This is a genomic window from Sphingomonas sp. 66-10 (genome assembly GCF_001897045.1).
Classification (GTDB): Bacteria; Pseudomonadota; Alphaproteobacteria; order Sphingomonadales; family Sphingomonadaceae; genus Sphingomonas; species Sphingomonas lycopersici.
This window is the reverse complement of sequence record NZ_MKRR01000133.1, coordinates 337,014-350,593: the sequence shown is the minus strand read 5'-3', so window position 1 is coordinate 350,593 and position 13,580 is coordinate 337,014. Positions and strand designations below refer to the sequence as shown.

Annotated in this window: 12 protein-coding genes; 6 read left to right on the top strand and 6 right to left on the bottom strand. The window is 67.0% G+C overall.

What is annotated here, in order from left to right; translation table 11 throughout:
- Window positions 1-198: 198 nt before the first annotated feature.
- Window positions 199-825 carry a septal ring lytic transglycosylase RlpA family protein gene (locus BGN95_RS15585; RefSeq protein ID WP_286773229.1) on the top strand — a complete coding sequence of 209 codons (627 nt, stop codon included), beginning with the start codon at window positions 199-201 and terminating at the stop codon, window positions 823-825.
- 65 nt (window positions 826-890) lie between these two features.
- On the opposite strand, the gene BGN95_RS15580 is transcribed toward BGN95_RS15585, so the two are convergent.
- Genes BGN95_RS15580 through BGN95_RS15555 form a run of 6 tightly spaced genes read right to left on the bottom strand, consistent with a single transcriptional unit; the run spans window position 891 to window position 7,772 of the window.
- Complete coding sequence (locus tag BGN95_RS15580; RefSeq protein ID WP_265311858.1) at window positions 891-1,916, bottom strand: UDP-glucuronic acid decarboxylase family protein; 1,026 nt, start codon at window positions 1,914-1,916, stop codon at window positions 891-893.
- Complete coding sequence (locus BGN95_RS15575) at window positions 1,825-2,895, bottom strand: glycosyltransferase family 2 protein (RefSeq protein WP_286773228.1); 1,071 nt, start codon at window positions 2,893-2,895, stop codon at window positions 1,825-1,827. Before BGN95_RS15575 ends, BGN95_RS15580 begins: the two co-directional genes overlap by 92 nt.
- The gene (locus BGN95_RS15570; RefSeq protein ID WP_286773227.1) at window positions 2,892-3,995 is read right to left on the bottom strand and encodes a glycosyltransferase family 4 protein; all 1,104 of its coding nucleotides are present in this window, start codon (window positions 3,993-3,995) and stop codon (window positions 2,892-2,894) included. The genes BGN95_RS15575 and BGN95_RS15570 overlap by 4 nt, the downstream gene beginning before the upstream one ends.
- Complete coding sequence (locus BGN95_RS15565) at window positions 3,992-5,422, bottom strand: oligosaccharide flippase family protein (protein WP_286773226.1); 1,431 nt, start codon at window positions 5,420-5,422, stop codon at window positions 3,992-3,994. Before BGN95_RS15565 ends, BGN95_RS15570 begins: the two co-directional genes overlap by 4 nt.
- Window positions 5,419-6,915, bottom strand: a complete 1,497-nt coding sequence (locus BGN95_RS15560) for an O-antigen ligase family protein (RefSeq protein ID WP_265311862.1) — start codon at window positions 6,913-6,915, stop codon at window positions 5,419-5,421. Before BGN95_RS15560 ends, BGN95_RS15565 begins: the two co-directional genes overlap by 4 nt.
- Window positions 6,912-7,772 (bottom strand): P-loop NTPase family protein, encoded by an 861-nt coding sequence (locus BGN95_RS15555; RefSeq protein WP_286773225.1) that lies wholly within the window; start codon window positions 7,770-7,772, stop codon window positions 6,912-6,914. The genes BGN95_RS15560 and BGN95_RS15555 overlap by 4 nt, the downstream gene beginning before the upstream one ends.
- Before the next feature lie 692 nt (window positions 7,773-8,464).
- Between BGN95_RS15555 and BGN95_RS15550 the strand changes: the two genes are divergently transcribed.
- The 5 genes from BGN95_RS15550 to BGN95_RS15530 form a co-directional block, all read left to right on the top strand.
- A complete protein-coding gene (locus BGN95_RS15550; protein WP_265311864.1) occupies window positions 8,465-9,820 on the top strand; it encodes an undecaprenyl-phosphate glucose phosphotransferase in 1,356 nt (451 codons plus the stop codon).
- A complete protein-coding gene (locus BGN95_RS15545) occupies window positions 9,820-10,947 on the top strand; it encodes a glycoside hydrolase family protein (RefSeq protein WP_286773224.1) in 1,128 nt (375 codons plus the stop codon). The genes BGN95_RS15550 and BGN95_RS15545 overlap by 1 nt, the downstream gene beginning before the upstream one ends.
- Window positions 10,948-10,965: 18 nt before the next feature.
- Window positions 10,966-11,688 (top strand): nucleotidyltransferase family protein, encoded by a 723-nt coding sequence (locus BGN95_RS15540; RefSeq protein ID WP_265311866.1) that lies wholly within the window; start codon window positions 10,966-10,968, stop codon window positions 11,686-11,688.
- The gene (locus BGN95_RS15535; RefSeq protein ID WP_286773223.1) at window positions 11,685-12,659 is read left to right on the top strand and encodes an NAD-dependent epimerase/dehydratase family protein; all 975 of its coding nucleotides are present in this window, start codon (window positions 11,685-11,687) and stop codon (window positions 12,657-12,659) included. The genes BGN95_RS15540 and BGN95_RS15535 overlap by 4 nt, the downstream gene beginning before the upstream one ends.
- Window positions 12,660-12,714: 55 nt before the next feature.
- On the top strand, window positions 12,715-13,580 hold an 866-nt coding region (locus tag BGN95_RS15530; RefSeq protein ID WP_286773222.1), incomplete at its 3' end, for a glycosyltransferase family A protein.

The window sequence follows — 13,580 nt, the reverse complement described above, 5'->3', positions numbered from 1 at the left end:
ATAATATCCGGCGCATAGATGTGGCCCCTCAACGAGAATGGGGCGGAAACTGACAAGCCGCTGGCGCCAGCGCAACGATTGTTTGATCGCGCGGCAGCTTGTCGCGCTCACTGTGGCGCCGCTGCCGCATCGCGGACCCGGAATCAGCGTCACAAAGCGGCTTCATGAACGCGCGTCGGACGATTACGGTCGCGTGCGATGCTGGACCAAATCAACATCCGCGCCGCAAGCGTCCTCGCCGCGGTCCTGATCCTCGCGGGGTGCGCGGGCGGCAATTATCGCCCCGTCAGCGATACGCCGGTCAGGATCGGCCGGCCCTATGTCGTCCGTGGCACGACCTTTGTCCCCGCCGCCGATCCGACCTACGACATGCTCGGCTATGCAAGCTGGTATGGCGCGGAATCGGGCAATCGAACCGCCAACGGCGAACGCTTCCGTCCGCGCTGGATCACCGCGGCACACACGACATTGCCGCTGCCGACCTATGTCGAGGTGACCGCGCTCGAAACCGGGCGGCGGATCATCGTGCGGATCAACGATCGCGGGCCGTTTGCGACCGGTGGCGGGCGCATCATCGATCTGTCGCGCGGTGCCGCCGACGAACTCGGCATCAAGGCGCAAGGGCATGCGCCGGTCCGCGTCCGCCGCGTCGAGCCTTCGGAGAAAGATCGCGCGCGGTTGCGCGCGGGCAAGCCGGCGAGCAAGCTGCCGCCATTGCCGCCGGGGCAATTGGCGAACCTGCGCATGCAGCTTGCGACCGGTATGCAGGCGCCCATCGCCGAGTCCGGCGATCCGGGCGCGCCGATCACGCCGTTGCGGCGCTGAGACGAAAGGCCAGTGTCGGCGCCGGCCCGCCCAAGGGAGAAGGGGCCTTGGCCGGCGCCGCTGGCTCAGCTCTGCTGAACCAGATTCTGGCGTGTCGTAAAGGATTGCTCGGGGAATCGTTCGAAGATCAGGCCGCTATTCTGCGATCCGAGGAAGTCGTCGAAATAAGCGATCGTATGGCGCAGCCCCTCGCGCAGCATCACGGTCGGTTGCCAGCCGAGTTCGGTCCGCGCCAGCTCGATATCGGGGCGACGCTGGCGCGGATCGTCGGTCGGCAGCGGCTTGCGCACCAGTTGGGACTTGGAACGGGTCAGTTCGAGGATCGTCTCGGCAAGCTCCAATATGGTGAACTCTCCGGGATTGCCGATATTGACCGGGCCGGTGAAATCGTCGGGACTGGCCATCAGCCGGATCAGGCCCTCGATCAGATCGTCGACATAGCAGAAGGAGCGCGTCTGCTCGCCGTCGCCATAAATGGTGATCGGCTGGCCGGTGAGCGCCTGCATGATGAAATTCGAGACGACGCGGCCGTCGCCCGGGTCCATCCGCGGGCCATAGGTGTTGAAGATGCGCGCGATCTTGATCTTCACCGATCGCTCGCGATGATAATCGAAGAACAGCGTTTCGGCGCAGCGCTTGCCCTCGTCGTAGCAAGCGCGCGGGCCGGTGGTGTTCACCCGGCCCCAATAATCCTCGCGCTGCGGGTGGATTTCGGGATCGCCATAGACTTCGCTGGTCGACGCCTGGAGAATCTTCGCGCCGACGCGTCGCGCAAGGCCGAGCATGTTGATCGCGCCGTGGACGCTCGTCTTGGTGGTCTGCACCGGGTTGACGCGATATTGGATCGGCGAGGCCGGGCAGGCGAGATTGTATATCTCGTCGACTTCGACGAACAGCGGGAAGGTCACATCGTGCCGCAGGAACTCGAAGCGAGGATTGCCGAGGAGATGGCTGATATTGTTCTTCGATCCGGTGAAGAAATTGTCGACGCACAATACCTCATGCCCGCGGGCGATCAGCCTGTCGCAGAGATGAGAGCCGAGGAATCCGGCGCCACCGGTGACCAATATTCGTTTTACACCCCTGTTCATCGTTCTGCTCCCTTCGGTTGTGCAACGGAGGCTCGCGAAACATCGTCTTGATCATCGCGCCGAGATATCGGCGGCTGAACCGTGCCATCTCGGCATGGCCGCTGCCCGGCCGCACGGCGGCGAGCAGGCTGAAGATCGCCCAGCGGCTGGCATAGCCGGTAAAAAGGATCGCGTCGTAGCACAGCCGGGCGAGCGGCCCGCGCCCCTGGCGGAAGAAGAAACGCGGCCCCTTGTAGACCGTCGCCAGCACCTCCAGCGAGGTCTGCCGGGAAAAGCTCTGCCCGTGGTGGTGGGTGATGCTCTGTCGTGCGGAATAAAGTACGTTCCACCCCGCGTCGCGGACGCGCCGGCACACCTCCATATCCTCGCCGAACATGAAGAAGGCGGGATCGAAGATGCGCGGCCCCACCGCCGCGCGCCGGAAGGTGAGCGACGCGCCCGACACCCAGTCGATCGGGCGAATGCCGGGCGGATCGTCGTCGAGATAGACCGCCGGCGGCGCCCAGCGGCGCGGCAGCAGGTGGCCGAGAAACAGATAGTTCCACGCGAGATTGGCGAGGGTGGGAAAGGCGCCGCCGGACGCGCGCTGGAAACTGCCGTCGCTGTTGCGCAGCCGCGCGCCGAGGATGCCGATCGCCGGATCGCCCGCGATCGTCGCCAGCATCGTCGCAATGGCGTCGCGGTCGACCATCGTATCGGGGTTGAGCAGCATGACGAACGGCGCGGCGGTCGCCTCGTAACCGCGCTGGCAGCCGCGCGCGAAGCCGAGGTTGGCGCCGCTTTCGATCAGCCGCACCGCGGGGAATTCCGCCGCGACCATCGCCGCGCTGCCGTCGGCGGAATCATTGTCGACGACGATCGTCTCGATGTCGCCCGGCGCCAGCCCCTCGCTGTCGCGGACCGCGGCGAGACAGTCGCGGAGCAGATCGCGGACGTTCCAGTTGACGATGATGATGGCGAGGCGCGGCGGCGCGATCATGCCGCGATATCCCGATAGAGCGCGGCATAGGACGGGCGCAGCGTCGACCAGGCGTAATTGGCGCGGACATGATCGCTCATCACGCGCCGCTGGCGTTCGGCGGGGTCGTGCATCATCGTTTCGAGCAATTGCGCGAGCGCGCCCGGCGCGGTCATGTCGATCCAGCAATCGGGATTGGGCAGCAGCCAGCGGAAATGCGGCGCATCGTGGGTGACGACGGGCAGCCCCGCCCCCGCCGCCTCGACCAGCGCGAGCCCGAATGCCTCGAAGGTCGCGGCATGCGGCATGACATCGGCCAGGGCGTAGAGCTCGCCGACCTCGCTGGAGCGAACATGCGTCACCCGCACCCGATCGCCGAGCCGCGCGCGGGCGTAATCGGGCAGATCGGGATCGCCATGATCGAGGCTGCCGTCGAGCCACAGCAACGGCGCGCCCGGCAGGCGCGCGACCTCGTCGATCAGGTGGTGGGTGCGCTTGTGCCCGCGATTGAGCGCCGCGACCGAGAGGATCACGAAGCGATCGGAGGGGATGCCGTGCTTCGCGCGCAATTCGGCGCGGCCGAGCCGGGTGTGGAAATGGTCCGGGCGGTATCCGCAGGGCACCAGCCGCATCGCGCGCGCCGTCTGCCCGCCCGCCACCGCCTCGGCGAGCGTCGCGGCGGAAATCTGGTGGAGCACGTCGCACGGCGGATAATCGCGCGGCGGCATCGCCGTCCCCTCGGTATAGAGCAGGCGGAAGCGCAGTTTCAGCGCGCGGCGCAGGTGGAACAGAAGCCGCGCGAGCGGCGGATCGATGACGTGGACGATATCGTAGCGGCCGTCGCGCAGATGGGGCAGCAGCGCGAGCGCGAAGGTGAGGCATTCGGCGTGCATCGGGGTGCGCCGCATCAGCCGGTGGATCGGCAGATAGCGGATCGCGCGCCCGCCGCGCGCCAGGAAGGGGAGCGCGATCTCGTCCGCGGTGCGCGGGCCGCCGCCCTTGAACAACGTCATGCTGAGGTCGCGGCGCATCTCGTCGAACAGGTCGCGGAACAGGCGTTCGAACCCGCGTTGCACCAGCCCGACGCCGGGGCAGGCGATCGCGACGCGCGGCGCGCTCATGCCATGCCTCCCGAAACGATCATCCGGCCTTGGCGCAGCTCGTGCCACAGCGGCCGGATGCTGAAGCGCGCCGCGACCGCGGCAATCGCCGCCAGCGTCGTCACCAGCGTGCCGGCAACGACCCCGCCGAGGAAGGAGCCGGCGATCGGGCTGGCGTCGACGATCGCCACCGATGCCGCCGCGATGGCCAGCAACGCCGCGACCGGTCGCCAGTCGAGCCGAATCTGCACCGCGCGCTGGCCGAGCCAGGAGACGATCGCGGTGCCAAGGAGCAGCTCGACGACGAGATAGCCGATCGCCGCGCCGAGCACGCCGAAGCGCGGGACGAGCAACAGCAGCGCCGCGCCCTGGCCCATCAGCGACAGCAACGTCAGCCCCATCGCCTTTCCCTGCCACCCGGCGATGACGATCAGCGGCGACATGACGGTGGTGATCGCGCGCAGCAGCAGGGTCCATGCCATCAGCCGCAGCACCGCGACCCCCGCGAGGAATTCGGGCCCCATCAGCCCCATCAGGAACGATGCGCCGCCGTGGATGCCGGCGAACATCAGCGCCGCCGCGCCGGTGGAGAGGATCAGCGCGGCCTGTTGCGTGCGCGCCAGCCCGGCGCCGCGTTGCGCGAGGACGGGGAAGAAGGCCGAGGTGACACCCTGCACCGCGACCAGCACGGGGAAGATGAAGCGCGCCGCCGCCATATAGAGCGCGACCGCCTTGAGATCGAGCAAGCGCGCGAGAAGCAGCGGCGCGAGCGCGTCATAGGTGACGACCAGCAGCCCGGCGAGGCCGAGCGGCGCCGCTTGCCTGAGCAGATCCAGCGCCATCCCGCGCGGCGGCGCGCAGCGGCGCATCAGCGGCGCGGCCCAGTGGATCGCCAACCCCGCCTGGACGAGACGCGCCGCGGCGAATGCGGCGGTCAGCAGCGCGACCGGCGCGCCGGCCCAGGCCGCCGCCGCCAGCAGCGGCAGCGTCGCGAGCGTCCCCGCCAGCTCCGCGGCGATATCGCGGTCCATCCGCATCGCGAGCCGCAGCGCCGCGCGCGCCGGCTGGAGCCACGCATTGGCGAGCACCGACGCGCCGCCGACCAGCCCCGCGAGCACCAGCGCGCGATCATCGCCCATCGCCAGCAGCAGCGGCAGGGCCGCGGCGCCCGCTACGCCCTGAAGCGCCTTGATCCGTGCGAGCGCGGTCAGCAGCGTGTCGCGCCGCGCGGGCACATGCGCGATATCGCGCACGGCGATGTCGGTCTGGCCGAAATCGACCAGCCATTCGAACAAGGTCACATAGGCCAGCACCAGCATGTAGGCGCCGAAATCGGCTGCGCCGGCGAGCCGCGCGACGATCAGCGCGCTGATCATGCGCAGCGCCGACAAGGCGATCCTGCCGGCGACGAGGCTGGCGGAATTATGGAGGAGGCTGCGCGCGCTCATGCCGTCACCGGCCGGTTGGCCATTTGCCAGTAGCGCACCGCGACGACGATCGCCGCGGCCATCCAGAAGACGCGCGCGCCCGGCATCTGGCGCAGATAGAAGCTGCCGAAACCGTCGACCAGATTGGCGCAGAGCCCCGCCAGCGCGCCGATGCTCAGCGCGTGCAAGGTCGGATCGGCGCAGTCGCGCGCGTTGCGCCAGCCGATGCGCAGCAGCGTAAGAAGCACCGCGAGGAAAGCCACGAAACCGATCGTCCCCTGCTCGGCCCAGGTGAGCAGGTAGATATTGTGCACCACCGGCCAGTCCGCGCCGAACCGCTGGATCAGCCCGACATGGCCGCCATATTCGGTGCGCCCGGGGAGGTTGTAGACGAAGCTGTTGAGCCCGGTGCCGACCAGCCAGTGATCCTTTACCATCCCCCAGGCGACGCTCATCCACTCCCAGCGGAAATCGAGCGCGCCCGGATCGCTGCCGGTAAAGCGGTGAAGAATGGCGGGGGCGGCCGCGATCGCGCCCAGCGCCGTTGCGGTCAGCGTCGCAATCGCGAGCGGCGCGGCGCGATGGCGCGATGCCGGGTGGCGCAGCAGCAGCGCGATGACGATCGGCACCGCGAGCGCGAAGGCCAGCCAGCCCGAGCGCGACAACGTGAGCAGCAGCGCGAGCATCGCGGTCGCCAGCGTGAGCGCGATCGGCCAGCGCCAGACGCGCCCGACCCGCGTCGCCAGCATCGCCAGCAGCATCGGCGCGATGATGACGATGAACCCGGCGAGCAGATTGGGATGGCCGAGCAACGCCCCGATGCGGAAGGTGTCGCCGCCGTCCATATAGGTCGCCTTATTGGCATATTCGAGCGTGGTGGCGGTCGCCTCGCCGAGCGACTGCAGCCCGATCGCGCCCTTCTTGGCATATTGCAGGATGCCGATCAGCGACTGCAGCATCAGCCCGCAGCACAATGCGGCAAAAAGATGCAGGAACTGGCGCACGCGCACCAGTTCGTTGACGAGGACGAGGAACAATAGCAGCGTCTTGGCCATCTGGACCGCTTCGACTAGCGGCAGATGCCCGAACGGGCCGACCGAGGCGGTGAAGGCGCCGAGCAGGATCATCACGCTCCACCAGAAGGTGACGGGGGAGAGCCGCAGCCGGCGATGCCCGGCAAGGATATCGCGCACCAGGAAGCAGACGAGCGCGACGAGGAAGAAGTCGACCGCCTCGATCGAATAGGCGCCGGCGCCGCCCATATGCGGCAGCGGATGGAAACGCTTGGCGATCCCGAGCGGCGCGGTGAGACCGAGACCCCAAAGGCAGAACAGCCGCGGATTGCCCGACGCGATCATCATCCCCGCCCCCGCGATCGCCCCGGCGGACAGCAATGCGATCTTCGGCGACGGGGAGAGCCCGGCGACGACGATCAGCGCCGCAATTGCCGCCGCCAGCGCCGCGAGGCCGAGCACGCGAAGATCGGCGTCGGCAGGCGCGAGACGGCGGATCACGCGGTTGGATCCGTCGGCGGGAGCGCGAGCAGCATCCCGACCTGCCCGATCGCATTGGCGCGAAACGTTTCGCGGCAGCGCGCGAGATCGGGCATGCGCGACTGGCCCTCCTCGGCCAGCACGATCACCAGATCGGCGCCGGCGGCGATCGGCAGGTAGCGCGTGTCGCTGAAAATGGCGTGCTGCTGGATGAGGATATGATCGAAATGCGCGGATAGGGCCGGCAGCAGCGCGGGGAGATCGTTCGAATTCACCGCGCCGGGATTCAGCCCCGCAGGCATCAGGAAGACCGAGGGCCGCGGGAGGAGTTGGATCATTTCGAGCGTGCCGTGGGGATCGTCATCCCGCATGTCGGAAAAGCCCGGGACCGCGCTCAGCCCGAGCGCGCTGCTGATGCCGTCGGCGCGCAGCGTCGCATCGACGACCAGCAATCGCCCGCCGAGCTCGTCCTGCAGCATTGCGGCGAACATCAGCATCGTATCGTTGGCGGTGCCCGCGTCGCAGACCGCGCTCAGCAGGATCGTCGCGATCCGCTTGCCATCCGGCTGCGCCGCGCCGATCCGCCGCGCGAGGTGACGAAAACCGCGCGATGCGGGTTCGCGCGCGACCGCCGGCCGCGCAAGGCGGCGGGCGATCCGGTGGTGCAGCAGCGAGAGCGTCGTGCGGATCCGCGCGGCGCGCCGCGAGGGTTGTGGCGGACGGGCGCGCTCCACGGGCTCGCGCGGCGGATCGGCGGGGATCTCCGCAGTCGCGTCAGGCACCGGCGCAAGCGTTGCCGGCGCGGGCAGCGGCGACAGCGACGATATCATGTCGGTGAAGGGCGGCTGTGCGGTTATCGCCTCGAGCATCTCGGCCATGTTCGGCGGATGCGATTCGCTTGCGGCGTCGGCGATCCAGCTCGCCGGCTTGCTCCAGTCGCGATGCTCGCCGGCAGCCCTCGGCGGGTCGGGCCGTATGGGTCTCCACACGACGACATAACCGCGGGGAACGCGCGCCCACGGGCGGCCGGGGCGGCGGATGATCTCGCGGCCGCAATGCGCGCAGGTCGAAAAGCCGATGCCGGCATTCCATACCGCTCGCGCGCCTGTTCGATGCAAGCCCAGTCCGCATAACATTGGTCATCGCTCCCGCACGGAATCCGATGTCGCCAGCTATGAATAACGCGATACTTGAGGCGGATGATTCATAGATGAAATCATCACGGCCGCGTCATAATCTTGAAATACCAAGATGAATCAACAAAGAGATTCGCCCTGTCTCATTCTGGGACGCGACGAAATTTTGTACTTATTGGCTATTAACATTCGTAAAGTTGTTGATCACGATCCCCTTCGATTCGCGAGTAAAGGGGCGAATCGGTTCGTGCTCTAACTATCCGAACCGGCTGGCAGAACAGCGAACCGCGGCGTTCAAAGCGTATGTGTGAAAGCTTCCCTCCTTTATCAATCGGGGGTGATGATCTGTCATGCGTGATGGCCGAACAGATGACGATTTCAGATCGCGCGGCGTAGTCCAGCAATTCGGCGCCGTTTTCGTGCGCCTATGCCGGTTGACCGATACCGCGCTCGTCGTCGCGATGCTGTTCCTCGTCTTTGCCGCCGGTTGGGAATCGCCGCACCCGATCGCGGTGGAAGCATTGCTATGCATCGCAATATTGGAGCTGATCGCATCCTTTTCTCATCTCAGCCGATCGTGGCGGATCAATAGACTGCGGCACGAGCTCGCCAAGCTGACGGTCTATTGGACTGCCTGTTTCGTGGCGATCATGGCATCCTTCTATCTGATCGGCGATCTGCCGCTCGACCAGGCGGGGCGGTGGCTGCCGGCGGCGGCGGGATGGTATGCCTCATCGCTGGCGGCGATCATGCTGTTCCGCATCATCCTGCGGATGGCGCTGCGCTATTATCGCGCCTTCGGCCACGATCAGCGCAATGCGGCCTTTATCGGCGCCACCGATACGACCGAGCGCCTGCTGGCGGTGTTCGACAAGCATCGCTGGATGGGGATCCGGCCGCTCGGCGTATTCGACGATCGCCGCCCGGCGGACGGGCGCACCGTCGCGCTGGGCGAGGATGCGTTCGGCGGCAATGTCGACCAATTGTACCAGCTCGCGCGGCAGGGCCGGGTCAGCCGCATCTATGTCACGCTGCCGATGGCGGCGGAGCAGCGGATCAAGGCGATCATCGACCGGTTTGGGGATACCACCGCGTCGATCTATTATTGTCCGCCGCTGTCGCGACTGGATCTCGTCGGCGCGCGCTGGGACGATCTCTATGGCCAGCCAGTCGTCAGCGTGGTCGAGTCGCCGTTCGAGGGCTATTCGCGTGTCGTCAAGCGGATCGAGGACGTCGCATTATTGGTGTTGATCCTGCCGATCATTCTGATCCCGACGATCCTGATCGCGCTGCTGATCCGCCTCGATTCGCCCGGCCCGGTCTTCTATCGCCAGACACGCTACGGGCTGGACGGCAAGCCGTTCCAGATCTGGAAATTCCGCAGCATGTATGCGGGCGGCGAGGATCGGTTCGTGCAGGCGCGGCGCGGCGACACGCGGGTGACGCGCGTCGGGGCGATCCTGCGCCGCACCTCGCTCGACGAGCTGCCGCAATTCTTCAACGTGCTCGACGGCAGCATGTCGGTGATCGGGCCGCGCCCGCATCCGGTAAGACTCAACGAAGAGTTCCGCACGGTGATCCGCCGCTATATGGTGCGGCACAAGATCAAGCCGGGGATCACCGGACTCGCCCAGGTCAACGGGTGGCGCGGCGAGACCGAGACGCTGGACAAGATGCAGCAGCGTGTCGCGCACGATATCGAATATCTGCGCCGCTGGTCGCTGCGGCTCGATCTCAAGATCCTGCTCCAGACGCTGATCGTGCCGTTCCACGGCCGGAATGCTTATTGATGCGGGCGCGATTTCTTCCCCGGCTCGCGCATCAACTCGCGCCGCTGGCGATGCTGGCGGGCTGCGGCGCCGCGGCGCCCGAGCCGGTGCTGCCTGCGGCCCAACCGGACTGGCGGGTCGAGGCTGCGCCGCAATTGCCCGCCGGGGCGCTGCGCGCGCAGGCGTTGTGGAACGATCCGTCGGTGCTGCGCGAGGGGCGGGGGTACGTCATGTATCTGACGACCAGCACGGTCAAACCGTTCGAGCCGCCGATCCTGCCGTTCCGTGCGGTATCGCCGGACGGGCGCAGCTGGTCGCTCTCGCCCGCCCAACCCTTGCTGTCGCCGCAGGGCGGCCCCTATGTCAGCGTCGAGACGCCGAGCGTCGTGCGCTTCGCCGGCCGATATTTCATGGCCTTTACCGGTATTTATCCGTCGGGCGCGGCATCGCCGATGGCGATCGGGCTCGCCGTGTCGGGCGACGGGGTCACATGGCAGGTGGCGCAGTGGACCTTGCTCAAGGCGACCGGCGGCGCGACCGACTGGAACGGCTATCTCGTCGGCGAGCCCGGCGCGGTGGTGGTGAAGGATCGGCTGCTGATCTATTTCTCCGCGGTCGGCGCGCGCGAGGGTGGCGGGCCGCCGCTCCAGTCGATCGGCGTGGTCGAATCGACCGACGGCACGCATTTTTCCGCACCGCGGCAGGTGCTGACGCAGGGCGCGCTCTATCCCGCGGCGCAAGGCTATGCCGGCTATAGCTCGCCCGCCGCGCTGGCGCGCGCCGACGGGAGCGTCGACCTCTTCTATTCGGTCGTCCATGTCCTCAAGGGCGGCGATCCCGAGTGGCGGCAGGTGGCGATCCACCACGCGCGTTCGCGCGACGGCTCGCCGCCGTTCGACGAGGATCGCGCGCCGGTCGTGACCCGCGACAGCGCGCGCTGGACCGGCGGCGAGATCCTCGCCCCCGCGCCGCTCGTCGACGACGGCATGCTCAAGCTCTGGTTCGGCGGGCATGTGCGGCAGGCCGCGCTCGCGCCGCTGATCAAGCGCGGATTGAAGGGGCCGGAATTCGGAATCGGCTTCGCGGCGATGCCGCTCGACCGGTTCGAGCGGGCGACAGGGGAAGTGACGAACGCTGTTCAACGATGATGGAAGGGGAGACATTCCATGAAGGTCGTTATTCTATGCGGCGGGCAAGGTATCAGGGCCTTTCCCTTCACCACTTATCTGCCCAAGCCGATGCTGCCGCTGGGCGGCACCCCGGTTCTGGTTCATGTGATCAAGAACTTCATCCGTCAGGGCTTCACCGACTTCATTCTCGCTGCGGGTTATCGCAAGGATGTTCTTCACGATTATTTCGAGGGCAAGGATATCGGCGCGCGGATCGAGATCGTCGATACCGGCGAGGATTCGGATACCGGACGCCGCATCTATAATTGCCGCCACCTGATCGACGGCCCGTTCATCGCGACCTACGGCGACGGGCTGTGCGACGTCCCGCTCGACGATCTGGTCGCCTTTCACCACGGCCATGACGCGCGGCTGACGATCACCTCGGTGCCGATGTATTCGCAATATGGCGTGATGAGCGTCGCCGACGATGGCGCGATCAGCAAATTCGTCGAAAAGCCGCTGATCGAGGATTATTGGATCAATGCGGGCTTCATGGTGATGGACCCGTCGATCTTCGACGACTGGAACGGTGAGAATCTCGAGCGCGATATCATCCCGCCGCTGATCGGGCGGCACGATGCTTATACCTATCGTCACGCCGGCTTCTTCAAGTCGTTCGATTTCTACAAGGACGTGGTCGAGATGGACGAGGTGATCGCCAGCGGCGGCCCCTTGCCCTGGGTGGTCGCGCCGGTGCTGCGGGAGCAAGCGGCATGAGCTTCTGGAAAGGCAAGACCTGCCTGGTCACCGGCGCCACCGGCTTCCTCGGCGGCTCGCTCGTCGCGCGGCTGCTCGATGAAGGCGCCGAGGTCGTTGCGCTGGTGCGCGATATGGTGCCGCAATCGCGCTTCCACGCCGGCGATCTCGCCGCGCGCGCCAAGGTGGTGCGCGGCCAGCTCGAGGATTATGAGCTGATCGAGCGCGCGATCAACGAATATGCCGTCGACACGGTATTCCACCTCGCCGCGCAGGCGATCGTCGGGGTCGCCAACCGCAATCCGATGTCGACCTTCGAATCCAATATCAAAGGCACCTGGGTGCTGCTCGAGGCGTGCCGCCGCGTGCCGACGATCGAGCGCGTGATCGTCGCCTCGTCCGACAAGGCCTATGGCGATCACGACATGCTGCCCTATCAGGAGGATTTCGCGCTCCAGGGGCGGCACCCCTATGACGTGTCGAAGAGCTGCGCCGATCTGATCGCGCTTTCCTATGCCGCGACCTACAAGCTGCCGGTGTCGATCACGCGCTGCGGCAATCTGTTCGGGCCGGGCGATCTCAACGTGAACCGCATCGTGCCGGGGACGTGCCTGTCGATCGTCGACGGCGAACGCCCGGTGATCCGCTCGGACGGCTCGCCGGTGCGCGACTATGTGTTCGTCGAGGATATCGTCTCGGGCTATCTCAAGCTCGGCGAGCATATGGGCGACGACGCGGTGGTTGGGCGCGCGTTCAACTTCGGCACCGGCGATCCGGTCAGCGCGCTCGATCTGGTGCGCCGCATCCTCGCCGGGAGCGCGCGCGCCGATCTCGAACCGATCGTGCTCAACAACGCGCACGGCGAGATCCAGGCGCAATATCTCTCCTCCGCGCTGGCCGCCGACAAGCTCGGCTGGACGCCCGCGGCGGGGCTCGACGAGCGGCTGACGCAGACCTTCGACTGGTATCGGGAGAATCGGCATTTCTTCTGAGCGGATCTTCGTCGGCATCCCGACCTTCAACCGGCCCGATTTCGTCCGCGAAACGGTGGCGAGCCTGCGCGCGCAGACCTTCGGCTATTTCCGCGCGATCGTCAGCGACAATCGCTCGCCGGACGGGGCGGGCGACGCCGTGCGCGCCTATGTCGAGGCGCTCGGCGACCGTCGCATCGGCTTCGTGGAGCAGCCGGAAAACGGCGGCGAATATGGCCAGGGGCGCTATTTGTTCGGCGCCGCGGGCGATGCCGATTATTTCTGCATCCTCCACGACGACGATGTGCTGGCGCCTTCCTATCTGCAGCGCGCAGTGGCCGCGCTGGACGCCGCGCCCGATGTCGCGCTGTTCGTCGCCAACCCCTGGGTGATGGATGAGGCCGGAACGCGGCTGACGCTGGAAACCTATGGCTATCAGCGCGATCACGGGCGCAGCCGGCGCGAACGCGGGCGCTTCCCGGTGCTCGAGACGCATATGGCGAGCGGGTTCACGCCGATCTCGGGCACCGTGTTCCGCACCGCGTGGCTGCGCCGCTCGGGGTTCGTCGATCAGGATTGCCACGGAAATTTTCCGTTCGAACTCAACGTCATGACCCGGCTGGGCGATATCGGCGCGACCGGCTGGTACGAGCCCGATCTGCTGCTCGGGGTGCGCTATCATGCCGGGTCGCTGCGCAATATGCTCGGGCTGATGCGCAATCCGGCGGTGGTCGGCACGATGCTGCGCATCCTCGAACGCCGGCAGTATAGCGGTGCGCCCGAGCGACGGCGGCGCAAGATCGTCTCCCGATTGTACCGCGCGCAGGCCGATATCGCGCTCGCCGGCGGCGACCGGGACGAGGCGCGTGCCAAGCTGCGCGCCGCCTGCGCCGCCAATCCGCTGTCGCCGCGGGCCTGGGGGCGGCGGCTCGGCGTGGCGAT